The 21,991-nt window shown below is 53.0% G+C and carries 21 protein-coding genes, 1 other RNA gene, 1 pseudogene and 1 other annotated feature; of the genes and pseudogenes, 15 read left to right on the forward strand and 8 right to left on the reverse strand.

Translation table 11 applies throughout. The features are described from left to right. Positions 1-3: 3 nt before the first annotated feature. Both trpD and MUA00_RS17800 read right to left on the reverse strand, forming a co-directional pair. Positions 4-1,599: a bifunctional anthranilate synthase glutamate amidotransferase component TrpG/anthranilate phosphoribosyltransferase TrpD gene (gene trpD / locus MUA00_RS17795; RefSeq protein WP_271124330.1), complete on the reverse strand. Its 1,596-nt coding sequence runs from the start codon at positions 1,597-1,599 to the stop codon at positions 4-6. Then, the gene (locus tag MUA00_RS17800; protein WP_271124331.1) at positions 1,599-3,161 is read right to left on the reverse strand and encodes an anthranilate synthase component 1; all 1,563 of its coding nucleotides are present in this window, start codon (positions 3,159-3,161) and stop codon (positions 1,599-1,601) included. The genes trpD and MUA00_RS17800 overlap by 1 nt, the downstream gene beginning before the upstream one ends. A gap of 23 nt (positions 3,162-3,184) precedes the next feature. Further along, positions 3,185-3,280: a sequence feature (Trp leader region), on the reverse strand. A gap of 121 nt (positions 3,281-3,401) precedes the next feature. Between MUA00_RS17800 and rnm the strand changes: the two genes are divergently transcribed. The 3 genes from rnm (at position 3,402) to rluB (ending at position 5,918) form a co-directional block, all read left to right on the forward strand. Then, positions 3,402-4,325 carry an RNase RNM gene (gene rnm, locus MUA00_RS17805; RefSeq protein ID WP_271124332.1) on the forward strand — a complete coding sequence of 308 codons (924 nt, stop codon included), beginning with the start codon at positions 3,402-3,404 and terminating at the stop codon, positions 4,323-4,325. After that, complete coding sequence (locus MUA00_RS17810) at positions 4,322-4,942, forward strand: L-threonylcarbamoyladenylate synthase (RefSeq protein WP_271124333.1); 621 nt, start codon at positions 4,322-4,324, stop codon at positions 4,940-4,942. The genes rnm and MUA00_RS17810 overlap by 4 nt, the downstream gene beginning before the upstream one ends. A 94-nt stretch (positions 4,943-5,036) precedes the next feature. Continuing rightward, positions 5,037-5,918, forward strand: coding sequence for a 23S rRNA pseudouridine(2605) synthase RluB (gene rluB / locus MUA00_RS17815; protein WP_271124334.1), 882 nt, complete (start codon positions 5,037-5,039; stop codon positions 5,916-5,918). Positions 5,919-6,002: 84 nt separating this feature from the next. On the opposite strand, the gene rprA is transcribed toward rluB, so the two are convergent. Then, an RNA gene (gene rprA / locus MUA00_RS17820) (antisense sRNA RprA) lies at positions 6,003-6,109 on the reverse strand. Positions 6,110-6,304: 195 nt separating this feature from the next. Continuing rightward, entirely contained in the window at positions 6,305-7,420 is a 1,116-nt protein-coding gene (ydiK, locus tag MUA00_RS17825; protein WP_271124335.1) for an AI-2E family transporter YdiK, read from the reverse strand. 206 nt (positions 7,421-7,626) lie between these two features. Here ydiK and ydiJ point away from each other — a divergent pair, with 206 nt between their 5' ends. After that, the gene (ydiJ, locus tag MUA00_RS17830; protein WP_271124336.1) at positions 7,627-10,683 is read left to right on the forward strand and encodes a D-2-hydroxyglutarate dehydrogenase YdiJ; all 3,057 of its coding nucleotides are present in this window, start codon (positions 7,627-7,629) and stop codon (positions 10,681-10,683) included. After that, positions 10,680-11,090 (forward strand): 1,4-dihydroxy-2-naphthoyl-CoA hydrolase, encoded by a 411-nt coding sequence (gene menI / locus MUA00_RS17835; protein ID WP_271124337.1) that lies wholly within the window; start codon positions 10,680-10,682, stop codon positions 11,088-11,090. The genes ydiJ and menI overlap by 4 nt, the downstream gene beginning before the upstream one ends. Before the next feature lie 348 nt (positions 11,091-11,438). Here the strand turns inward: menI and MUA00_RS21345 are convergent. Then, positions 11,439-11,579, reverse strand: a pseudogene (locus MUA00_RS21345) (helix-turn-helix domain-containing protein); the annotation flags it as partial. Positions 11,580-11,704: 125 nt separating this feature from the next. On the opposite strand from MUA00_RS21345, the gene nudI reads away from it, so the two are divergent. The 3 genes from nudI to MUA00_RS17855 all read left to right on the forward strand — a co-directional run bounded on the left by nudI (position 11,705) and on the right by MUA00_RS17855 (position 12,965). Further along, complete coding sequence (gene nudI, locus MUA00_RS17845; RefSeq protein WP_271124338.1) at positions 11,705-12,130, forward strand: nucleoside triphosphatase NudI; 426 nt, start codon at positions 11,705-11,707, stop codon at positions 12,128-12,130. A 64-nt stretch (positions 12,131-12,194) separates the two neighbouring features. Next, positions 12,195-12,458: a hypothetical protein gene (locus MUA00_RS17850; protein WP_408639723.1), complete on the forward strand. Its 264-nt coding sequence runs from the start codon at positions 12,195-12,197 to the stop codon at positions 12,456-12,458. Between the two features lie 246 nt (positions 12,459-12,704). Beyond that, on the forward strand, positions 12,705-12,965 hold the full coding sequence (locus MUA00_RS17855) for a hypothetical protein (protein ID WP_271124339.1): 261 nt from the start codon (positions 12,705-12,707) through the stop codon (positions 12,963-12,965). A 136-nt stretch (positions 12,966-13,101) separates the two neighbouring features. Here MUA00_RS17855 and MUA00_RS17860 read toward each other — a convergent pair whose 3' ends face one another. Both MUA00_RS17860 and MUA00_RS17865 read right to left on the reverse strand, forming a co-directional pair. Then, positions 13,102-13,281: a con-10 family general stress protein gene (locus tag MUA00_RS17860; RefSeq protein WP_271124340.1), complete on the reverse strand. Its 180-nt coding sequence runs from the start codon at positions 13,279-13,281 to the stop codon at positions 13,102-13,104. A 357-nt stretch (positions 13,282-13,638) separates the two neighbouring features. After that, on the reverse strand, positions 13,639-14,322 hold the full coding sequence (locus tag MUA00_RS17865; protein ID WP_271124341.1) for an SOS response-associated peptidase: 684 nt from the start codon (positions 14,320-14,322) through the stop codon (positions 13,639-13,641). A 464-nt stretch (positions 14,323-14,786) separates the two neighbouring features. Here MUA00_RS17865 and sufA point away from each other — a divergent pair, with 464 nt between their 5' ends. The 7 genes from sufA to ldtE all read left to right on the forward strand — a co-directional run bounded on the left by sufA (position 14,787) and on the right by ldtE (position 21,463). After that, a complete protein-coding gene (gene sufA / locus MUA00_RS17870) occupies positions 14,787-15,155 on the forward strand; it encodes a Fe-S cluster assembly scaffold SufA (RefSeq protein ID WP_271124342.1) in 369 nt (122 codons plus the stop codon). An 8-nt stretch (positions 15,156-15,163) separates the two neighbouring features. Further along, positions 15,164-16,648: a Fe-S cluster assembly protein SufB gene (gene sufB / locus MUA00_RS17875; protein WP_271124343.1), complete on the forward strand. Its 1,485-nt coding sequence runs from the start codon at positions 15,164-15,166 to the stop codon at positions 16,646-16,648. Positions 16,649-16,664: 16 nt separating this feature from the next. Further along, positions 16,665-17,411, forward strand: coding sequence for a Fe-S cluster assembly ATPase SufC (sufC, locus tag MUA00_RS17880; RefSeq protein WP_271124344.1), 747 nt, complete (start codon positions 16,665-16,667; stop codon positions 17,409-17,411). Then, positions 17,386-18,666 (forward strand): Fe-S cluster assembly protein SufD, encoded by a 1,281-nt coding sequence (gene sufD, locus MUA00_RS17885; RefSeq protein WP_271124345.1) that lies wholly within the window; start codon positions 17,386-17,388, stop codon positions 18,664-18,666. Before sufC ends, sufD begins: the two co-directional genes overlap by 26 nt. Beyond that, on the forward strand, positions 18,663-19,883 hold the full coding sequence (gene sufS, locus MUA00_RS17890; RefSeq protein WP_271124346.1) for a cysteine desulfurase SufS: 1,221 nt from the start codon (positions 18,663-18,665) through the stop codon (positions 19,881-19,883). Before sufD ends, sufS begins: the two co-directional genes overlap by 4 nt. A gap of 13 nt (positions 19,884-19,896) precedes the next feature. Next, complete coding sequence (gene sufE, locus MUA00_RS17895; RefSeq protein WP_271124347.1) at positions 19,897-20,313, forward strand: cysteine desulfuration protein SufE; 417 nt, start codon at positions 19,897-19,899, stop codon at positions 20,311-20,313. 100 nt (positions 20,314-20,413) lie between these two features. Then, positions 20,414-21,463 carry a L,D-transpeptidase LdtE gene (ldtE, locus tag MUA00_RS17900; RefSeq protein WP_271124348.1) on the forward strand — a complete coding sequence of 350 codons (1,050 nt, stop codon included), beginning with the start codon at positions 20,414-20,416 and terminating at the stop codon, positions 21,461-21,463. Positions 21,464-21,538: 75 nt separating this feature from the next. Here ldtE and MUA00_RS17905 read toward each other — a convergent pair whose 3' ends face one another. Then, positions 21,539-21,775, reverse strand: coding sequence for a major outer membrane lipoprotein (locus MUA00_RS17905; RefSeq protein ID WP_034455915.1), 237 nt, complete (start codon positions 21,773-21,775; stop codon positions 21,539-21,541). Positions 21,776-21,991: the final 216 nt, after the last annotated feature.

The raw sequence follows: 21,991 nt of genomic DNA on the forward strand, positions 1-21,991 counted from the left end.
TTCTTATCCTCTTGCTGCAAGTAGCGTGACGCGGTCGTAGGCTGCGCCGCTGCGCAATACGTCCAGCACCTGTTGTGCATTTGCTTTGAGATCTTCCTTGCCGTGCAGGCGCATCAGCATGGCTACGTTCGCCGCCACGGCTGACTCATGGGCGATCTCTCCTTTACCTTGTAGCAGGCGGGTAAGAATGTCACGGTTTTCTTCCGGCGTGCCGCCTGCGAGCTGATCCTGATGATAGGCAGGGAGACCAAAGTCTTCGGCGGTTAGCTGGTAGCTTTTGATATCGCCATCGATAAGTTCCGCCACCTGCGTTGGTGCGTGTAATGAAACCTCATCCATTCCACCGCTGTGTACCACGGCCGCACGCTTGTAGCCCAATACGCGCAGCGTTTCGGCAATCGGCAGCACCAGCTCGGCGCTGTAGACGCCAATTAACGCAAGCGGCGGATGAGCCGGGTTAATCAGCGGCCCTAATACGTTAAACAGCGTACGGGTTTTTAACTGCTGGCGCACCGGCATGGCGTGACGGAAGCCCGTATGATATTTCGGCGCGAACAGGAAGCACACGCCCAGATCGTCCAGCGCCTGACGAGAAGTTTCCGCGCTCATATCCAGATTGATCCCGAAGGCCGCCAGCAAATCCGAAGAGCCGGAACGGCTGGAAACGCTGCGGTTGCCGTGTTTAGCGACTTTCAGGCCTACCGCTGCCGCGACAAATGCGCTGGCGGTGGAAATATTGATGCTGTTGCTGCCGTCGCCGCCGGTGCCGACGATATCCGCAAACTGATAATCCGGGCTAGGGAATGGCGCGGCAGCTTCAAGCAGGGCAGAGGCGGCGCCTGCGATTTCGTTTGGATGCTCGCCACGCACTTTCATGCTTACCAGCGCGGCGGCCAGTTGTTCCGGTTTTAGTTCGCCACGAACGATAGCAGAGAAAAGCTGGTGGCTTTCTTCACGGCTTAACGTCTGCGCCTGGTAGAGCTTATCCAGAATCGGCTGCAGCGTATTGGTTTGTTTTAACTTCAGCAGCGCCCAGTCGAGGGTTTGTTCCAGCAGGCGTGCGCCCTGAGTGGTCAGAATGGATTCCGGGTGGAACTGGAAGCCGCACACGCGGTCCGCGTCGTGACGCACGGCCATCACCATGCCGTCAAAATGCGCGTTGATGGTTAAACCAGCAGGAATATTACTGCCGACCAGCGAATGATAACGGGCAACCGGCAGCGGATTAGGCAGACCGGCGAACATTGCTTCACCGTCGTGAGAAATGGCGGATGCTTTGCCGTGCAGGATTTCGCCAGCCTGGCCGACATAACCGCCGTAGGCTTCAACAATCGCCTGATGACCAAGACAGATGCCGATAATCGGCAGTTTACCGCGCAGACGAGTCAGCAGCTCTGGCATACAGCCGGCTTCGCTTGGCGCGCCCGGGCCTGGAGAGAGCATCAGCACCGGGTTATCCATGGTTGCAAGGCGCTCAATTAACGTCTGGGCCGGAACGTGATTACGATAAATAACCACGTTGTGCCCGTTGGCGCGTAGCTGATCTGCCAGGTTATAGGTAAAAGAGTCGATGTTATCGAGCAGCAGAATATCAGCCATCAGAAAATCTCCTTTGCATGATGCGCGGTGGCAATAGCGCGCAGTACAGCGCGGGCTTTATTACGGGTTTCGTCTGCTTCGGACTGCGGTACGGAATCCAGTACCACACCTGCGCCGGCCTGAACGGTGGCGATACCGTCTTCAACATAGGCCGAGCGGATCACGATGCAGGTATCCAGATCGCCGTGAGCGGTGAAATAACCTACTGCGCCGCCGTAGCTGCCGCGACGCACGCCTTCGGCTTTGGCTATTAATTGCATGGCGCGAACTTTTGGCGCGCCGCTAAGCGTGCCCATGTTCATGCAGGCGCGGTAGGCGTGCAGCACGTCCAGGTCGTGACGCAATTCGCCTACAACGCGCGAAACCAGGTGCATGACGAAGGAGTAACGGTCCACTTTGGTGAGATCCGCAACGTAGCGGCTGCCCGGCGTGCAGATTCGCGCAAGGTCATTACGCGCAAGATCCACCAGCATCAGATGCTCGGACATCTCTTTATGGTCGGTACGCATTTCAAGCTCGAAACGGCTGTCCAGATCGCGATCGAGCGAGCCATCCGCGCGGCGGCCACGTGGACGGGTGCCTGCGATTGGGTAAATTTCTATCTGCCGCGAGGTTGCGTCATATTTCAGCGAGCTCTCAGGCGATGCGCCAAACAGAGTAAAATCGTCGTCCTGCATAAAGAACATATAAGGGCTTGGATTGCTCTTCTTCAGCGTCTGATAGGCCGCCAGCGGAGAAGGGCAAGGCAGCGAGAAGCGGCGAGAAGGCACAACCTGGAAGATTTCCCCGGCGCGAATCGCTTTCTGCATATGACGAACCACCGCGCCATACTCTTCGTCGCTTTGATTGCATTCGCAGGTCATTTGCTCAACTTTCCGCACCGGCAGCGCGGTGGGCGCCTCCTGCAACTGGCCGCATAATTGTTCAGCGCGTTGCAATAAACGCGTTTTTTCCGTTTCGGACGGGGTAAAGAGGCTTGCCTGGATGCGGGTTTGCTTTTTTTGATGGTCAATAACCAACAGCGTTTCAGCCAGATAGAAGCAGTAGTCCGGGCAACGGTTGTCCTGCTTAAGAGCCGGCAAATCTTCAAAACCAGCGACCAGGTCATAAGCGAACAGACCGCCGAAGAACATCGCTTCGCGCTCGTTCTCCGGTACGGTAACGAGCTCCTGCATCAGGCGGAACGCGTCAAACACGGAAAGCGAACACAGACGAGCGTCTTCATCCAGCAACTGGCTAACCGTAGGGAAATGAAGTATGCGACCCTGCGGCAGATGTTCGTTTTGTACGCCCGCTGGTAAGGCGGCATCCAGCAGAGGCAGGAGAGAAGCACCGTTTGCTGAAAGCGCCTGAATAGTGACGGTGTCACCTAATGCGGTAATGCGCAACGCGCAGTCTACCAACAGCAGGCTTTTTAAATCGTCTTTGCTGTTAATATCCGCTGATTCGAGCAGCAGCGTAGCCGGACGGGCGCCGCATAGCTGGTGGAACACGGCCGTAGGGTTATCCCGATAAGGTGCATCTTTGGTCAGTAATTCGAGCGCTGGTTTTTGTGGTTGCATTGTTTGCTCTCAGTCATTTGTTCAAAAAAAAGCCCGCTTCGATGGCGGGCCTGGTATCCGGGCTGATTAACAGCCGTGCGATGACACTACCCGTTTCAGGAAGTGCGCCACCAGCTACTGTGCATGTTGTGAATCGCTTTCATTTTCAGATACCTTTCTCGCGTGAACTTGCGTACTAGTTAACTGGTTCGCGGGTGTAAAGTCAACAGTGATTTTTAGTTAGACCTGAATATCGCTATCATGGACGGCGTTTTTCATTTTTTTAACAGTTCTGGAGCCATTTTGAGTGAACCTACCCTTGCGGTGATTTACGACTTACATAGCCATACCACCGCCTCAGATGGCCTTTTAACACCCCAGGCGCTGGTACAGCGCGCGGTGGATAATCGCGTGGGCATCCTTGCTATTACCGATCACGACACGGTTGCCGGTCTGCCAGCGGCGCGGGCTGAAATCGCCCAAAAACAGCTTCCTTTACAGTTGATCAGCGGCGTGGAAATTTCAACCGTCTGGGAAAATCACGAAATACATATTGTCGGCCTGGGTATTGATGAAAATCATCCGGAGCTGGTGGCGTTTCTGGCGGAACAAACCGTGCGCCGTACTCAGCGCGCTGAATTGATAGCAGAAAGGCTAGATAAAGCCCGTATTCCCGGCGCGCTTGAGGGCGCGCTTCGCCATGCCAACGGCGGCGCGGTAACGCGCGGGCATTTCGCTCGTTTTCTGGTTGAGTGCGGTAAAGCCAATACGATGGCCGACGTCTTTAAAAAGTACCTTGCAAAAGGGAAAACGGGTTACGTTCCGCCACAGTGGTGTACAATAGAACAAGCTATTGATGTGATTCATCATTCTGGCGGGCAGGCGGTAGTGGCGCATCCAGGCCGTTATGATCTGACCACAAAGTGGCTGAAAAGATTGCTGGCGCAGTTTGCGCAAAGTGGTGGCGATGCCATGGAAGTTGCGCAGTGCCAGCAAGCCCCCAACGAAAGAACCGTACTTGCCGGCCTCGCCCGGCAGTTCAACCTGCTGGCCTCGCAGGGATCTGATTTCCATCAGCCCTGTTCGTGGATAGAACTGGGGCGCAAGCTATGGTTGCCAGCAGGCGTTGAGCCAGTATGGAAAGAGTGGGGAAGCAGCCTCATCGCAAAAGAGAGGGCAGTATGAGTCAGTTTTTCTATATTCATCCGGATAATCCACAGCAGCGCCTGATTAACCAGGCCGTGGAAATCGTTCGCAAGGGCGGTGTTATTGTTTATCCAACCGATTCCGGCTACGCGCTGGGTTGCAAACTGGAAGACAAAACGGCAATGGAGCGCATTTGTCGTATCCGTCATTTGCCGGACGGACATAACTTCACGCTTATGTGTCGCGATTTGTCGGAGCTTTCAACCTATGCGTTTGTCGACAACGTGGCGTTCCGCTTAATCAAAAATAATACGCCGGGCAATTACACTTTTATTCTGAAAGGCACCAAAGAAGTGCCGCGCCGTTTATTGCAGGAAAAACGTAAAACTATCGGGCTGCGCGTGCCGTCTAACCCCATTGCGCAGGCGTTACTGGAAGTGCTGGATCAGCCGATGCTTTCTACTTCGTTGATGATGCCCGGCAGCGACTTTACCGAGTCCGACCCGGAAGAGATTAAAGATCGTCTGGAGAAGGTCGTTGATTTAGTTATCCACGGCGGCTACCTGGGCCAGCAGCCAACGACCGTTATCGATTTAACCGACGACTCGCCGGTTGTGCTGCGCGAAGGCGTCGGCGACGTTAAGCCTTTCTTATAATATTGTCTGCGGCTATACTGTGCGGCCTAAAATGGGGTGTGAACCCCATTAACCCCATTTCGACGCCTGTGAAGGCGACACCCGAGGAAGCTCAATGAGCGATAAGAGCGAAAAGTTACAAAAAGTGCTGGCTCGCGCTGGCCACGGTTCACGCCGTGAAATCGAAACCATTATTTCCGCAGGCCGCGTCAGCGTCGATGGCAAAATTGCCACGCTGGGCGACCGTGTTGAAGTCACTCAGGCCCTGAAGATTCGTATCGATGGCCACCTGATCTCTATTAAAGAATCCGCAGAACAAATTTGCCGCGTGTTGGCTTATTACAAGCCGGAAGGCGAGCTGTGCACCCGTAATGACCCGGAAGGCCGTCCAACTGTGTTTGACCGTCTGCCGAAGCTGCGCGGCGCACGCTGGATTGCCGTTGGGCGTCTGGACGTGAACACCTGCGGTTTGCTGCTGTTTACCACCGATGGCGAACTGGCTAACCGTCTGATGCACCCAAGCCGTGAAGTTGAACGCGAATACGCCGTACGCGTGTTTGGTCAGATTGACGACGATAAAGTGAAGCAACTCGCGCGTGGCGTTCAGCTCGAAGATGGCCCTGCTGCATTCAAAACCATCAAATTCACCGGCGGTGAAGGCATTAACCAGTGGTACAACGTGACCCTGACCGAAGGCCGTAACCGTGAGGTTCGTCGTCTGTGGGAAGCGGTTGGCGTGCAGGTTAGCCGACTGATTCGCGTGCGTTACGGCGATATTCAGTTGCCAAAAGGCCTGCCGCGCGGTGGTTACACCGAACTGGATCTGGCGCAAACCAACTACCTGCGCAAGCTGGTGGAACTGCCTGCGGAAACATCAAGTAAAGTGGCGGTGGAGAAAGACCGTCGACGTATGAAGGCGAATCAGATTCGTCGCGCCGTTAAGCGTCACACGCAGGTTACCGGCGGCGGCCGCCGTCCCGGTGGGCGAAACAGCTAGTTTTCAAGAACAGACATCAAGCCTCTCGCTGAGAACCGGGGGGCTTTTTTTTGCGCGGAATTTGGCGTTTCAGCAAAAATCAGGCGAAAAAAAAGCCCATCGTTGAGATGGGCAAAGACTACACACAGCAATTCGTTGTTTCACTCAGGGGATTTCCATGCTTATAAATCAATGTGTTGATTCATAACCGTGTGATAATAGTAGGCATCCCCGCCTGAGGAGTCTCTCAGATTCGTCTCAATAGTTAACGACAGGTTAACGATTAACATCACATTACCGCGCATCTACGAAATCAATGCGGCGGAAAAGGGATAAAAAGCAGAGGAACGATTAGAATTGCTAACCAATGTGGTGGGAGCGGCTCCCCAGGGCTGGGGAGCGCACTATTACTTCAGCATACGTTCTTCTTGTTCTTCAAGCAGCTCAACGACTTCATCAGGCGCGTCCTGCGGCAGCGGAGCTTCATGCATCCAGACTGAAATCAGTCGATAAGAAACCGCCAGCAGCACCGGACCGATAAACAGACCAATCATGCCAAACGCGATTAAGCCTCCGATAACGCCGGAAAGAATAAGAATCATCGGCAAATCGGCACCCATACGAATAAGGACGGGGCGGATAAAGTTATCCATGGTGCCAACCACACAGCTCCAGACCAGCAGCACGGTGCCCCAGGTGGTATCTCCTGTCCAGTAAAGCCAGACAATCGACGGGATAAGCACCAGCAGCGGGCCGATCTGCACCAGACAGCACAGCATCATGACAACGGTAAGCAGCGTTGCATTTGGAATGCCGGCGATCGCCAGGCCGAAACCACCCAGAACCGACTGCACCAGCGCGGTGACTACCACGCCCAGCGCAACAGCGCGAATCGCCTGGCCCGCCAGCAGAATAGCCGCATCGCCGCGCTTGCCCGCCAGCCGGAACGCAAAGTGACGAATACCGTTACCCAGGGTTTCGCCTTTTGCATACAGCAGCACGCTGAACAGCAGCATCAGGCCGCAGTGCATCAGAAAACTTCCGATGTGGATCGCCTGTCCGAGGAACCAGGTGGTCGTGGTGCCGATATAAGGGCGGATTTTCGCCATAATCGCGCTGCCGCCGCTTTCAACCAGCGTATTCCAGCCGGTATAAAGCTTATCGCCAACCAGGGGGATGACGTGCAGCCATTCCAGAGTCGGTAGCGCCATGTTGCCTTTTGTCGCCCAGGCTATCACCGGCCCGCTGTTATCGACCAGGCTGTTAACCAGCAGCGCAACGGGAATTACAAACAGCATCAGCAGCAAAAAAGTCATTACCAGTACAGCAAGCGACCTTTTTCCCCACAGCAAACGCTGGAATTTAAGCATCACAGGCCAGGTGGAAAGCACAACGGTACCCGCCCAGGCAAAGCCGAGAACAAAGGGCCGCACAATCCACAAACAGGCAATAATCATCACCGAGATAAACAGTACCGATAGCAGGATTTGTAGCAGATCCTTCGGTGGACTGACTTTAACCATAGAAAAAATCACCTTAATAAAAGATAACGGGCAAATTGCCTGCGTTAAAACCGCAAAGCGGACAATATAATGATGATGTATTTCCTCGCGTTTTGACAGCCGCAAAACAGACGCGCTTGTCTGAAAAAAATGTGTTAAAAACGAAAGGCAATATACGCAAACGATAACTCACAACTTAAATAACGTCAGGCAAGGGTCGACAGTCAATGATCCCACAAATTTCTCAGGCGCCAGGGCTCGTTCAACTGGTGCTCAATTTTTTGCAGGCACTGGAGCATCAAGGTTTTACCGGCGACACGGCCACCAGCTATGCTGACCGGTTAACGATGGCAACCGATAACAGTATTTATCAACTGTTGCCGGACGCGGTGTTATTCCCTCGCTCAACGGCCGATGTGGCATTACTTGCCCGTCTGGCCGCCGAAGAACGCTTTAAATCTTTGGTCTTTACCCCCAGAGGCGGCGGCACCGGCACCAACGGCCAGGCGCTGAACAAAGGCATCGTCGTCGACATGTCCCGCTATATGAACCGCATCATAGAAATTAATCCCGAACAGGGCTGGGTGCGCGTGGAAGCCGGGGTCATTAAAGACCAGCTTAACCAGTATTTAAAACCTTACGGCTATTTCTTTGCGCCGGAACTTTCCACCAGTAACCGCGCAACGCTTGGCGGGATGATAAATACCGATGCTTCCGGGCAGGGGTCGCTGGTGTATGGCAAAACGTCCGATCATGTGATGGGCGTACGCGCGGTGCTGTTGGGCGGCGACATTCTCGATACTCATCAAATGTCCACGGCGCTTGCAGAAGATATAGGGCGCGACGAAAGCCCGACCGGGCGAATTTATCGCACCGTGCTGGAACGTTGCCGCGAACAGCGGCAGTTAATTATCGACAAATTCCCGAAACTCAACCGCTTCCTCACCGGCTACGACCTGCGTCATGTCTTTAACGACGATCTTTCTCAGTTCGACCTTACCCGTATACTGACAGGCTCTGAAGGCACGCTGGCGTTTATCACCGAGGCGAAACTGGACATCACGCGCCTGCCGAAGGTGCGTCGTCTGGTGAATGTAAAATACGACTCCTTTGACTCCGCGCTGCGCAACGCGCCGTTTATGGTGGAAGCCCGTGCGCTTTCCGTCGAAACGGTGGATTCGAAAGTGCTGAACCTGGCGCGGGAAGACATCGTCTGGCATTCGGTGAGCGAACTTATCACAGACGTGCCGGATAAAGAGATGCTAGGCCTGAACATCGTTGAGTTTGCAGGCGACGACCTTGAGCTAATCGAAAGTCAGGTAGCTGCGCTGTGCGAACGTCTTGATTCGCTGATAGCGCAGGGCGAGGGCGGCGTCATCGGCTGGCAGGTTTGCACGGAGCTTGCCGGTATCGAGCGTATCTACGGCATGCGTAAAAAAGCAGTTGGATTGCTGGGTAATGCTAAAGGGCAGGCGAAACCGATTCCCTTCGCTGAGGATACCTGTGTGCCGCCGCATCATCTTGCGGACTATATTGCTGAATTCCGCGCCCTGCTTGATAGCCACAACCTGAGCTACGGCATGTTTGGCCACGTGGATGCGGGCGTGCTGCACGTTCGCCCGGCGCTGGACATGTGCGATCCGCATCAGGAAGTGCTGATGAAGCGCATCTCCGATGACGTAGTGGCGCTCACCGCAAAATACGGCGGCCTGCTGTGGGGCGAACACGGTAAAGGGTTCCGCGCGGAATACAGCCCGGCATTCTTTGGCGAAACGCTTTATGAAGAACTGCGGCGCATCAAGGCCGCGTTTGATCCGGATAATCGCCTGAACCCCGGCAAAATCTGCCCGCCGCTCGGCGTGGACGATCCGATGATGCAGGTGGATGCGGTAAAACGCGGCACCTTCGACAGGCAAATTCCTATTGCGGTGCGCACTTCCTGGCGTGGGGCGATGGAGTGTAACGGCAACGGCTTATGCTTTAACTTCGACGTGAAAAGCCCGATGTGCCCGTCGATGAAAATTACCAGCAATCGCATTCATTCCCCGAAAGGACGGGCCACGCTCACCCGTGAATGGCTGCGCCTGCTGGCCGATCGCGGCGTTGATCCTGATGCGCTGGAAAAACAGTTGCCGGAACAACGCGCGACCCTGCGAGGCCTTATCGATCGTACCCGTAATAGCTGGCATGCGCGCAAAGGCGAATACGACTTCTCCCATGAAGTGAAAGAGGCAATGTCCGGCTGTCTGGCCTGTAAAGCTTGTTCCACGCAGTGCCCGATTAAAATCGACGTGCCGGAATTCCGCTCGCGCTTCCTGCAGCTTTATCACACCCGCTATCTGCGCCCGATGCGCGATCATCTGGTGGCAACGGTCGAAAGCTATGCGCCGCTGATGGCGCGTGCGCCGAAAACATTTAACTTCTTTATGAGCCAGCCGTGGGTGCGAAATCTGTCGCAAAAGCACATCGGTATGATTGATTTGCCTATGCTTTCCACACCAACGCTGCAACAGCAATTGGTGGGGCATCGCTCGGCAAATACCACCCTTGAAGAGCTTGAAAAATACAGCGCAGAGCAGCGGGCTAAAACGGTGTTGGTGGTGCAGGACCCGTTTACCAGCTATTACGATGCGCAGGTTGTGGCCGATTTTGTTCGCCTCGCGGAAAAGCTTGGTTTCGAGCCGGTGGTGTTGCCGTTCTCTCCGAACGGTAAGGCTCAGCACATTAAAGGCTTCCTGCAAAAATTTGCCCGCACGGCGCGTAAAACTTCCGAGTTCCTGAATCGCATTGCCGCTCTCGGCATGCCGATGGTTGGCGTCGATCCGGCGCTCGTGCTTTGCTATCGCGACGAATATAAGCAAACGCTGGGCGAAGAACGCGGAGATTTCCATGTTCAGCTAGTCCATGAATGGCTGCCGGGCGTGCTGGCCGATCGTGAAATCACTCCCGTCGGCGGCGAATCCTGGTATTTATTCGGCCACTGCACCGAAGTAACCGCATTGCCAACCGCGCCGAACCAGTGGACATCCATTTTTGCGCGCTTTGGGGCGAAGCTTGAGAATGTCAGCGTCGGCTGCTGCGGCATGGCCGGAACCTACGGGCATGAGGTGAAAAACCACGCTAATTCCCTCGGCATCTATGAGCTGTCCTGGCATCAGGCGATGCAGCGCCTGCCGCGGCAACGCTGCCTGGCAACCGGCTATTCCTGTCGCAGCCAGGTAAAACGCGTTGAGGGCAACGGCGTACGCCATCCGCTGCAGGCACTACTGGAGATAATGGGATGATCTGGCGTCGTGAAACTACCCTCGACGCGCTCAACGCCCTGAGCGCCGGGAATATGGTCGAACATGTCGGCATTGTGTTTACCCGCATTGGCGATAATGAACTGGAAGCCACCATGCCGGTGGACAATCGAACCCGCCAGCCGTTTGGCCTGCTGCACGGCGGCGCGTCGGTGGTGCTGGCGGAAACGCTGGGTTCAGTCGCAGGTTATCTTTGCACCGAAGGCGAGAAGCACATCGTCGGGCTGGAGGTAAATGCCAACCATCTGCGCGCCGCGCGAGAAGGCATTGTGCGGGGAGTTTGTAAGGCGGTGCACGTTGGTCGCCGCCACCAGGTCTGGCAAATCGAAATCAGCGATGAAGAAGGGCGGCTTTGCTGTACTTCCCGGCTGACAACGGCTGTGATTTAAATTACGGTTTTGCAAACTACAGGGCGGAGAAAGTTTACGTTTATCCGCCTTTTGCATAGTTCTGACGGGTTGTGCTTTAGCGCGTAAGAAACGCGGCGTTTTCAAATCATTTACCAGCGTATTAATCAATCGCATCAATAATCCATTTATTTGTCCTGCCGTTTGTCGTGGCAAAGTCAGACAGATCGTTACACGCGTGAATGCCTGGCTGTAATCGCATAAGTCATCTGAATCGGTAAATGTCCGCGAAGCGGGGAACGCCGGTGGGTGTTTTACTGATTTCAGGATTAATAATTGGGTTCATTTATAACGTTATTCGGAAATGAACCCAATTATTACGCAACATCCTCACAATGCGATCGGTATGTTAATAAGCGCTGGGTTGTGTTCAAGCATCAGCAATAATTTCAGGGAAGATCCGGAAGGAATGGGACGATTTTGTTCCCAGCTCTGAACAAGGGAAGGGCTAACGCCGAGCGCTCTGGCAAATACATTTACGCGTTGAAGTAATGGAAAACGTCTCGCAAATTTTCTCTTCAGGCGCTGAGTTACCACGACGCAAGCATCCATTTTTGCTAAGGTCTGTGACACTAAAAAAGACATCAGGAGGTCATATGCGTCAGCGAGTTATCGTTTGTCCCATCATTGAAAATAACGGTGAAATATTGCTTTGTAAGATGGCAAAAGACAGGGGCGTTTTCCCGGGGCAGTGGGCCCTTTCCGGCGGAGGTATGGAATCGGGAGAGAACGTTGAACAGGCTTTATTGCGGGAAATTAGCGAAGAGTTGGGCGCTGAGCTGCAAATTATCAGCGTTAAACCCTGGACCTTCCGGGATGACGTGCGGATGAAAACTTACGCTGACGGCACGCAGGAAGAAATCTATATGATTTATCTATTGTTTGACTGCATCAGTGCTAACCGCCTGGTGACATTTAATGAAGAATTTCAGGAAATCGCCTGGGTTAAGCCTTCTGAGCTTAATCAGTACGATCTTAACGAGGCGACCCGAACGACCTTTATCCAGAAAGGCTGGCTGTAACTTTTGTATTTTGTGAGTGAGGCGGGGAACTTTCGTGAATGGGTCAAGCATATCAGGGGGCGGTATGAACAAGCTTAGCCTTGAAGAACTTAAGAATATTGCAAACACAGACCACGTCCGGCGCGGTGAAGCAGTTGCGATGGCCCTGGAGCTGCTTGCTGTACGGGACGAAATCGCGGCTTTGGCGAAGCAATTATCGATTCCGGTTCGCCTGCCTGTGTGCAGCGCCAGCCCCGTCTGCGAAATAGAAGCGGGATATGCAAATGGAGTAAATGACAGCAAGGAGGCGATACGCAGGGCTGGCTACCTGACAGAAGGGGATGACTAGAAAGAATGCGAAGCTTACTACCCCTGGCTGGTCCTGCTCTGGTACGCACCGATCTCCCGAAGATCTTTTCTGTCAGAGAAAAGCGCCATAAATAAGGCGCATATGGCCCTTTTTCGGATGATATCTTTTAAACATTACGAGTTAATATTGAGGTCGTGCGGTTAGGAGGTGAACTCAAAAACGGCATTTGGATGAATTGCACATTTTTTAAATATTTTGCTTTTGTATGGAAGGACGTGCCACAACATGAAAATTATCATCGCTTCAATGCAAATCTTATCTGAAGGAAAACGTCTGCCGGACGGCCTGAAATTTAAAGAAACAGGCAGCTTCGGGGATATGCTTAAAGCAGCCTACGGTGATGCTTCCTCACAAAATAAAAACAAGCCAGCGGCTGTAACAGAATACACATTTAAAAATGCTGCGTTTAATTCTGCGGCGTCGTCTGTTGTGAAATCTGACTTTTTATTTGAAGGATCAGAACGGGCTGATGATTTTAATGATTGAGTCCCTTTACTCTGAATGTTTTAATTAAATAACGTTTCATTTTGACTGTATTCAAATTTTTATATAAGTCAGGCCTCCACCGCACATAACTACGGGGGAAGCCCGGAGACGCTGCTTATTGCCTTAAATGGCTGGTTTATTCGGACTTACGTCCACCGCCATGGCTGTTTTCACCGCCTTTTTTACCAGCCTCAGATGCACGTCCAGGATCGTTTTTAAAGTTCCCGCCGCTGTGCTGACCACCTTTTTTACCTGCTTCAGAAGCTTTTTCACGGTCTTCTGCGAAGTTACCTGAACCACCACGATGTTCGGCCATATTAACCTCCAGGTTAAGTTAAAAATTTCACATTAAGCAGCTTTAAATAATATGACTTCGCTGCCACGCCATTAAATATAGTGCTTATAGCGAGAGCTGCAAGGTTAATTTTTTCGCCGTTGCGGTAAAAGCGGGTTGCGGTATTTTTCAGATGTGAATTTATTTGTGAGCAGGTAACAAATAAATTCATGTTTATCGTCCTTATAAATTTATTGCCTTCTTTTGTTTGTCTGATATTAAGGGGTTATGACATTTTGGCTATTTCACGTTCCGTTAAAACAATAAGCGAACCAGAATGGAAATATTTCAGTCAGTTCATGATCTCAGAAGCGGGGCCGACGATGTGCCGGTACGAAATTAAGCCGCCGGATTATCGATTGGCTTGATGAGCTCACTGCTCTGGTTTTTAACGTTGCCTACAGCGCGCGTGACGGGATACCAGGTAAAATTATCTGCCGATACCGCGCCATCCTCGATAATTTTCTCTGCCGCTTTACCGCCAGGGTCTTGCCTCATCCACTCGCGGGCAGCTTCAGGCGACAGAACCAACGGCCGGCGGTCGTGAATATCCATCAGGCCCTGGTCGGCTGCCGCAGTCACAATTAAAAATCCTTCTGCTTCATCCCCGCGCTCAAACGGCTTGCTGCCGATCGCCGCCATGAAAACAGGCTTGCCGTCGGCACGTTGAATAAAGTAGGGCTGCTTTTTGTCACCTTCTTTTTTCCACTCGTACCAGCCGTCAGCAAAGACTATCGCGCGGCCATGTTGCCAGAGCGGCTTAAACATTCTGCTTGTGGCAGCGGTTTCAACCCGGGCGTTAATCAATGGCGGCTTACTCCACCATCCGGGCGCATAACCCCAGAAGACGGGATCGAGGTGCAGTTGTTCGTCACGTTCGCTCAGCAGCAAAACCTTTGTGCCAGGCGCGACGTTATAGCGTCCAATCGGTTCGGGATCGTAAGCGATATCTCGCCCGGCCTCGTCTGCTAAATAAGACAGGTAGTCTTCACGCATCCGGGCCTGGGCAAAACGTCCGCACATGTTCACCTCCACTTGTTACGGAAAGTATAGATGGTGCAAGGCTTGCAGATTTTGCGGGGGCGTCATTCATAAAGGTGTTTGCAATATCAGCAACATTTCGGCTACATAAAAAGCCCTTATTGCCCTGTAAATGTCCTCAAACGGCAATAGTTAACCTGTTGAGAGCGGGATAATCCTTTGTTTGTGGGATTTATCTGCCGCCAATCGCATAAATAGATATTCTCTATACATCTTTTACTTTCTATCGCTCATGCCTTCCGCAGACTATTAAACCCTCTTTATTTCAGCGGTTTAAATAGCTCTTTTCGCCATCTGCAAGAGTTCCAGCAGGGTCTATCCTTAGTAAAGACGTCCAAAAATGAAGCATTCCGTGAATACCCCTGTTATCAGGATGTTGTATTGATAATAGTTATCATTAACATAGGGGCATCAGCCTTTGGGCGGCAAAACAGAAGAGGTGAACTATGGATGTGCAAACAGGTAGCTTCGATCCCAATGAATTCGCCTGGCAGGGACTGACGCTAACCCCTGATGCGGCCGCGCATATTTGCAAGCTGACAAGCCAGCAGCCGGGATTGCTTGGCGTGCGTCTTGGCATCAAGCAGACCGGATGCGCGGGATTTGGCTATGTACTCGATACCGTAAAAGAGCCTCACAAAGACGACCTTCTGTTTGAAACGAACGGCGCAAAGTTGTGGGTTCCACTCTCTGCCATGCCGTTTATCGACGGCACCGAGGTCGACTATGTGCGCGAAGGCCTCAACGAAATTTTCAAATTCAACAACCCGAAAGCGCAGCACGAATGCGGCTGTGGTGAAAGCTTTGGGGTGTAGGCGGGATTATGTCACGTAATACTGAAACGACTGACGAAGTACAAACCTGGGCTGGCGGCCATCACTATAAAGAAGGCTTCTTCACCCAGCTAAAAACCGACGAAATGGCGCACGGCATCAACGAAGATGTGGTGCGGGCAATTTCTGCGCGGCGCAACGAGCCGGAGTGGATGCTTGAGTTTCGTCTGAGCGCTTACCGCGCCTGGCTTGAGATGGAAGAGCCGCACTGGCTGAAGGCGAACTACGAAACGCTTAACTATCAGGATTACAGCTATTACTCCGCGCCATCCTGCGGTAGCTGCGATGATAACTGCGAATCCCAGCCCGGCGCCGTGCAGCAACCTGGCAGCAACGCTTATCTGACGGGCGAGGTGGAAGAGGCCTTTAAACAGCTCGGCGTTCCGGTACGTGAAGGCTCAGAAGTGGCCGTGGATGCGATTTTTGACTCGGTTTCTGTGGCGACCACCTACCGTGAAAAGCTTTCTGAGCAGGGAATTATCTTCTGCTCATTCGGCGAGGCCATTCACGAATATCCTGAGCTGGTGAAAAAGTATCTCGGTACGGTTGTGCCGAGCAACGATAACTTTTTTGCCGCATTGAACGCCGCTGTGGCTTCCGACGGCACTTTTATCTACGTGCCGAAAGGCGTGCGCTGCCCGATGGAGCTCTCTACCTACTTCCGCATCAACGCCGAAAAAACCGGGCAGTTTGAACGCACTATTCTGGTGGCGGATGAAGGCAGCTACGTGAGCTACATCGAAGGATGCTCCGCCCCGGTCCGTGACAGTTATCAGCTTCACGCGGCGGTCGTGGAAGTCATTATCCATAAAGATGCCGAAGTGAAGTATTCCACGGTGCAGAACTGGTTCCCGGGCGACGGGAATACCGGTGGGATACTTAACTTTGTTACCAAACGCGCCCTGTGCGAAGGGGCAAACAGCAAAATGTCCTGGACCCAGTCGGAAACGGGGTCTGCCATTACATGGAAATACCCAAGCGTGATTCTGCGCGGCGATAACTCCATCGGCGAATTCTTCTCCGTGGCGCTCACCGCCGGGAATCAGCAGGCCGATACCGGTACCAAAATGATCCACATCGGCAAAAACACCAAATCGACGATTATTTCGAAGGGGATTTCCGCCGGGCATAGCCAGAACAGCTATCGCGGGCTGGTGAAAATCATGCCGACTGCGACAAACGCCCGTAACTTCACCCAGTGTGACTCAATGCTTATCGGGCCGGACAGCGGCGCGCATACCTTCCCGTATGTGGAATGCCGCAACAATACGGCACAGCTTGAGCATGAGGCGACCACTTCGCGCATTGGTGAAGACCAGTTGTTCTACTGTCTGCAACGCGGGATTGCCCAGGACGATGCGATATCAATGATCGTCAATGGATTCTGTAAAGACGTGTTCTCTGAATTGCCGCTTGAATTCGCGGTGGAAGCACAAAAACTATTAGCGATAAGCCTCGAACACAGCGTCGGTTAAGCATTAAGGGAAAACTATGTTAAGCATTAAAGATTTACAGGTAAGCGTTGAGGATAAAGAGATCCTGCGTGGCTTGAGTCTGGAAATAAAACCAGGGGAAGTACACGCCATTATGGGCCCGAACGGCTCCGGGAAAAGTACGCTTTCCGCCACCCTTGCCGGACGCGATGATTACGAGGTCACCGGCGGAGAGGTGCATTTTAAAGGCAAAGATTTGCTGGAGTTAGCACCGGAAGAGCGCGCTGGCGAAGGCATCTTTATGGCTTTCCAGTACCCGGTGGAAATTCCCGGCGTCAGCAATCAGTTTTTCCTGCAAACCGCGCTTAATGCGGTGCGCGAATATCGCGGGCAGGAAGAACTCGATCGTTTTGATTTTCAGGATTTGATGGAAGAAAAAATCAAGCTGCTAAAAATGCCGGAAGATTTGCTGACCCGCTCGGTGAACGTCGGCTTCTCGGGCGGTGAGAAAAAGCGTAACGATATTCTGCAAATGGCGGTGCTGGAGCCGGAGCTTTGCATTTTGGATGAGTCAGACTCAGGTCTTGACATCGACGCCCTGAAAATCGTTGCTGAAGGGGTTAACTCCCTGCGCGACGGCAACCGCTCGTTCATCATCGTGACGCACTACCAGCGCATACTCGACTACATCAAGCCTGATTTTGTGCACGTGCTGTATCAGGGACGTATCGTGAAATCAGGTGATTTCAGCCTGGTGAAACAACTTGAGGAGCAGGGCTATGGCTGGCTTACCGAACAGCAGTAACGGCAACGCCCTGCAGCAGTGGCATCACCTGTTTGAAGCGCAGGGTGGGCAGCGCACCAAAGAGGCTCAGGAACATATGCAGCAAATGCTGCGCCTGGGGCTGCCGACACGCAAGCATGAAAACTGGAAATACACGCCGCTGGAAGGGCTGTTAAAGCACCAGTTTGTGGTGCCAGCGCCGGAAGCGCTGACTGAAATCCAGCGCGACGCGTTGGCTTTACCCGTTGACGCCTGGCGTTTAGTGTTTGTTGACGGGCGTTTTAATGCTGAACTGAGCGACGATCTCACCAATAGCGGTTTCGAAGTGACGGTGGACGACCAACGCCAGACGCTGCCAGTCGCCGTGCAGGGCGAAGTTTTCCTGCATCTGACAGAAAGCCTGGCCGAAACGGTCACGCATATCCGCGTGGCGCGAAATCACAGTCCGGCAAAAACTCTGCTGCTGATGCACGTCAGTCGCGGCAGCGCGCAGGATGAAATGAACACCGCACATTATCGTCATCATCTGACGCTTGGCGAAGGCGCACGGGCGACCGTGATTGAGCATTACGTCAGTTTCGATGAGCATGCGCATTTTACCGGCGCACGTTTTACCGCAGATGCAGCGGCGAACAGCCAGCTCCATCATTACAAACTGGCTTTTGAAAACGCGCAGAGTTATCACTTCGCACATAACGATTTGCTGGTAGGACAGGATGCCACGGTTGAGAGCAACAGCTTCCTGCTTGGCGCTGCGGTGCTGCGCCATAACACCAGTACGCAGCTTAACGGCGAAAATACCACGCTGCGGATGAACAGCCTCGCGCTGCCGGTCAACAATGAAGTGTGCGATACCCGAACCTGGCTTGAACACAACAAAGGCTACTGTAATAGCCGCCAACTGCATAAAACCATCGTGCGTGACAAAGGGCGTGCGGTATTCAACGGCATGATTAAGGTGGCGCAACACGCCATTAAAACCGACGGGCAGATGACCAACAACAACCTGTTGCTGGGGCGTCTGGCGGAAGTGGACACCAAACCACAGCTCGAAATCTATGCCGACGACGTAAAATGCAGTCACGGCGCAACCATTGGCCGTATCGATGACGAACAGATGTTCTACCTGCGTTCACGCGGTATCGATGAGCAGGCAGCGCAGCAGATGATTATCTATGCCTTTGCCGCTGAGCTTACGGAAAGCATTCGTGACGAGGCATTAAAACAGCAGGTGCTGGCGAGGATCGGCCAGCGCTTTGCAGGGGGCGAGGCATGAGTTTTTCCATAGAACAGGTACGGGCGGATTTTCCGATCTTAAGCCGGGAAGTTAACGGGCAGCCGCTGGTGTATCTCGACAGCGCAGCCAGCGCGCAAAAACCGCAGGCGGTGATTGACGCCGAACTGGATTTCTACAGCCACGGCTACGCGGCGGTGCATCGCGGTATTCATACTCTCAGCGCCGAAGCTACCCAGCTTATGGAAAACGTGCGCAACCAGGTTTCTCGTTTCATTAATGCGCGCACGCCGGAAGAAATTGTCTTTGTTCGCGGGACGACTGAAGGGATTAATCTGGTCGCCAATAGCTGGGGGCGCGCTAATATCCAGGCCGGGGACAATATTATTATCTCCGCTATGGAGCACCACGCGAACATCGTGCCCTGGCAGATCCTTTGTGAACACACGGGAGCCACGCTGCGGGTTATTCCGCTCAATGAAGACGGCACGCTGCAGCTTGATGTTTTCCCGACGCTTATCGATGAGCATACAAAACTGCTGGCGATAACCCAGGTTTCGAACGTGCTTGGCACAGAAAACCCGGTGCAGGACATGATTGCCACGGCGCATCAGGCGGGCGTCAAAGTGCTGGTGGACGGCGCTCAGGCCATTATGCATCACGCCATCGATGTGCAGGCGTTGGATTGCGATTTCTATCTTTTCTCCGGCCATAAGATTTATGGTCCGACAGGAATTGGCGTGCTTTACGCGCGTGAAGAGATTTTGCAGAACATGCCGCCGTGGGAAGGGGGCGGATCGATGATTGCCACCGTGAGCCTGACGGAAGGAACCACTTACGCGGCAGCGCCCTGGCGTTTTGAAGCAGGCACGCCGAACACGGCCGGGATCGTCGGGCTGGGAGCCGCATTACGCTACGTTGAAGGCCTGAATCTTGCCGAGGTAAGCGAGTATGAGCATTCCCTTATGCGTTACGCTCAGCAGGCGCTACAGGCGGTTCCTGATCTAACCGTCTACGGCCCGGAACATCGCCTGGGCGTGATTGCGTTTAACCTTGGCAAGCATCACGCTTACGACGTGGGAAGCTTCCTTGATAATTACGGAATTGCTGTGCGAACAGGCCACCACTGTGCGATGCCGCTAATGGCCTTCTATCAGGTTCCGGCGATGTGTCGCGCCTCGTTCGCCATGTACAATACCGAAGAAGAGGTGGACCGCCTGGTGGCGGGTTTGCAACGCATCCACCGTCTGTTGGGCTAACAGGGAGAAGGTTATGGCCACGTTGCCAGATAAAGACAAGTTACTGAAGAATTTCAGCCGCTGCGCCAACTGGGAAGAGAAATATCTCTACATCATCGAGCTTGGCGGGCGCCTGCCTGAATTACCCGAGGCGGAACATAAACCGGAAAACACCATCCAGGGCTGCCAGAGCCAGGTGTGGATTGTGATGCATCAGCAGCCGGACGGCGTAATTACGCTTGAGGGCGACAGCGATGCCGCGATTGTAAAAGGACTTATCGCCGTGGTCTTTATTCTTTATCAGCAAATGACCGCTCAGGATATTGTCGCGTTTGACGTACGCCCCTGGTTTGAGAAACTTGCGCTGGCTCAGCATCTTACGCCCTCACGCTCGCAGGGTCTTGAAGCAATGATCCGCGCCATCCGCACCAAATCCGCCAATCTTAGCTAAACTAAAAGAACAGCTTTCATCCTGTTAACGCGAGGTAATTTCATTGCCTCGCCTGGCTTTCAGCATTCCGGCGTTCTGTCGGTGAATACAGGAATACAATATGAAATGCGCGTTCACGAAAATAACTCTTCTTTTTATCAGCGCTCTGGCTGTAAGCCAGTCTGCGTGGGCCGTTGACTATTTATTACCGCCGCCTGGCAGTCGAATAATTGGCGAGAATAAAACTTATATTGTTCCCAATGACGGTAAAAACCTTGAAGCGGTAGCCGCTAAATACAACACCGGCGTGCTTTTACTGCTTGAGGCGAACAATACCGTCGACCCTTTTTTACCAAAACCGGGCAGTGAATTAATTATTCCTGCGCAAATGATCCTGCCGGATACGCCGCGCGAGGGCATTGTTATCAACCTGGCCGAACTGAGGTTGTATTACTATCCGCCAGGGCAAAATCGTGTTGAGGTTTATCCCCTGGGCATCGGGCAACTGGGTCGTGAAACGCCCGTGATGGTCACGCGCGTCAGCCAGAAAATTCCCAACCCAACCTGGACGCCAACCGCAAATATTCGCGCTCGTTCGGCAGCCCAGGGCATTAATCTGCCCGCCGTTGTGCCCGCCGGGCCAAATAACCCTCTGGGGCGCTATGCGCTGCGGCTGGAGAAAGGGGGCGGCGAATACCTTATTCACGGCACCAATGCCCGTAACAGTATCGGGCTGCGCGTCAGCTCAGGCTGCATGAGGATGCGTGCGCCGGATATCAAGGCGTTGTTCAGCCAGGTCGCCTGGGGAACTCGCGTTGAGATAATTAATGAGCCGGTGAAATACACCACTGAACCGGATGGAAAACGCTATGTGGAAGTGCACCAGCCGTTATCACGCAATGACTGGGAGAACCCGCAAACCGTGCCTATTGCCGTTTCTGCTTCGTTTGGCTCGTTCATTGACGATCCGCTGAGTGACAAAGCGCAGATTGATAGCGCTATAACCCGTCGCGCGGGATACCCGGTGCTGATCAACGCGCCACAGGGCGTACCATCGCAGCCGGTCAATATTAACCCTATACAGAGCGTCAGAGCGGCTCCAGGCGCTGCGCCAGAGACTCAGGCGTCCGGAACGTTGGTTAGCGGGCAAAGCAGCGTGGTGATGCGTTAGGGAAGGAATCAGGAAGGGATTTAATTCAGGCAAAAAAAATGGCGCACAATGTGCGCCATTTTATTCCAGGAACTCTTACTTACGGTAAGAGTGAGCCTGGTTGTCCAGACGCTGGTTAGCGCGAGCTGCGTCATCTTTAGCAGCCTGAACGTCAGAACGCATTGCGTTCACGTCGTTGCTCAGCTGATCAACTTTAGCGTTCAGAGTCTGAACGTCAGAAGACAGTTGATCAATTTTAGCGTTAGAAGAACAACCTGCCAGCATAGTAGAAGCCAGGATTACCGCGCCCAGTACCAGTTTAGTACGATTCATTATTAATACCCTCTAGATTGAGTTAATCTCCATGTAGCGCTACAAGTATTACACAAACTTTTTTGAGTTGAGAATAAATTTTTGATGGGAATGCACTTAAATTTGATCGTTCGCTCAAAGAAACACCGAACCGGGGCAAGAAGTTAAAAAAAACTGAGAAAACAGGGAGCTTTCATCGGATTCATCTTAATAAAATTGCGCTTAAATAGTTTAAGC

Origin of the sequence: Dryocola boscaweniae, assembly GCF_025215095.1 — a bacterium.
Lineage (GTDB): Bacteria > Pseudomonadota > Gammaproteobacteria > Enterobacterales > Enterobacteriaceae > Dryocola > Dryocola boscaweniae.

Coding starts and splice junctions, on each gene's coding strand:
- trpD (WP_271124330.1), bottom strand. CDS start 1,599: ATGGCTGATATTCTGCTGCTCGATAACATCGACTCTTTTACCTATAAC.
- MUA00_RS17800 (WP_271124331.1), bottom strand. CDS start 3,161: ATGCAACCACAAAAACCAGCGCTCGAATTACTGACCAAAGATGCACCT.
- rnm (WP_271124332.1), top strand. CDS start 3,402: ATGGACGGCGTTTTTCATTTTTTTAACAGTTCTGGAGCCATTTTGAGT.
- MUA00_RS17810 (WP_271124333.1), top strand. CDS start 4,322: ATGAGTCAGTTTTTCTATATTCATCCGGATAATCCACAGCAGCGCCTG.
- rluB (WP_271124334.1), top strand. CDS start 5,037: ATGAGCGATAAGAGCGAAAAGTTACAAAAAGTGCTGGCTCGCGCTGGC.
- ydiK (WP_271124335.1), bottom strand. CDS start 7,420: ATGGTTAAAGTCAGTCCACCGAAGGATCTGCTACAAATCCTGCTATCG.
- ydiJ (WP_271124336.1), top strand. CDS start 7,627: ATGATCCCACAAATTTCTCAGGCGCCAGGGCTCGTTCAACTGGTGCTC.
- menI (WP_271124337.1), top strand. CDS start 10,680: ATGATCTGGCGTCGTGAAACTACCCTCGACGCGCTCAACGCCCTGAGC.
- nudI (WP_271124338.1), top strand. CDS start 11,705: ATGCGTCAGCGAGTTATCGTTTGTCCCATCATTGAAAATAACGGTGAA.
- MUA00_RS17850 (WP_408639723.1), top strand. CDS start 12,195: ATGAACAAGCTTAGCCTTGAAGAACTTAAGAATATTGCAAACACAGAC.
- MUA00_RS17855 (WP_271124339.1), top strand. CDS start 12,705: ATGAAAATTATCATCGCTTCAATGCAAATCTTATCTGAAGGAAAACGT.
- MUA00_RS17860 (WP_271124340.1), bottom strand. CDS start 13,281: ATGGCCGAACATCGTGGTGGTTCAGGTAACTTCGCAGAAGACCGTGAA.
- MUA00_RS17865 (WP_271124341.1), bottom strand. CDS start 14,322: ATGTGCGGACGTTTTGCCCAGGCCCGGATGCGTGAAGACTACCTGTCT.
- sufA (WP_271124342.1), top strand. CDS start 14,787: ATGGATGTGCAAACAGGTAGCTTCGATCCCAATGAATTCGCCTGGCAG.
- sufB (WP_271124343.1), top strand. CDS start 15,164: ATGTCACGTAATACTGAAACGACTGACGAAGTACAAACCTGGGCTGGC.
- sufC (WP_271124344.1), top strand. CDS start 16,665: ATGTTAAGCATTAAAGATTTACAGGTAAGCGTTGAGGATAAAGAGATC.
- sufD (WP_271124345.1), top strand. CDS start 17,386: ATGGCTGGCTTACCGAACAGCAGTAACGGCAACGCCCTGCAGCAGTGG.
- sufS (WP_271124346.1), top strand. CDS start 18,663: ATGAGTTTTTCCATAGAACAGGTACGGGCGGATTTTCCGATCTTAAGC.
- sufE (WP_271124347.1), top strand. CDS start 19,897: ATGGCCACGTTGCCAGATAAAGACAAGTTACTGAAGAATTTCAGCCGC.
- ldtE (WP_271124348.1), top strand. CDS start 20,414: ATGAAATGCGCGTTCACGAAAATAACTCTTCTTTTTATCAGCGCTCTG.
- MUA00_RS17905 (WP_034455915.1), bottom strand. CDS start 21,775: ATGAATCGTACTAAACTGGTACTGGGCGCGGTAATCCTGGCTTCTACT.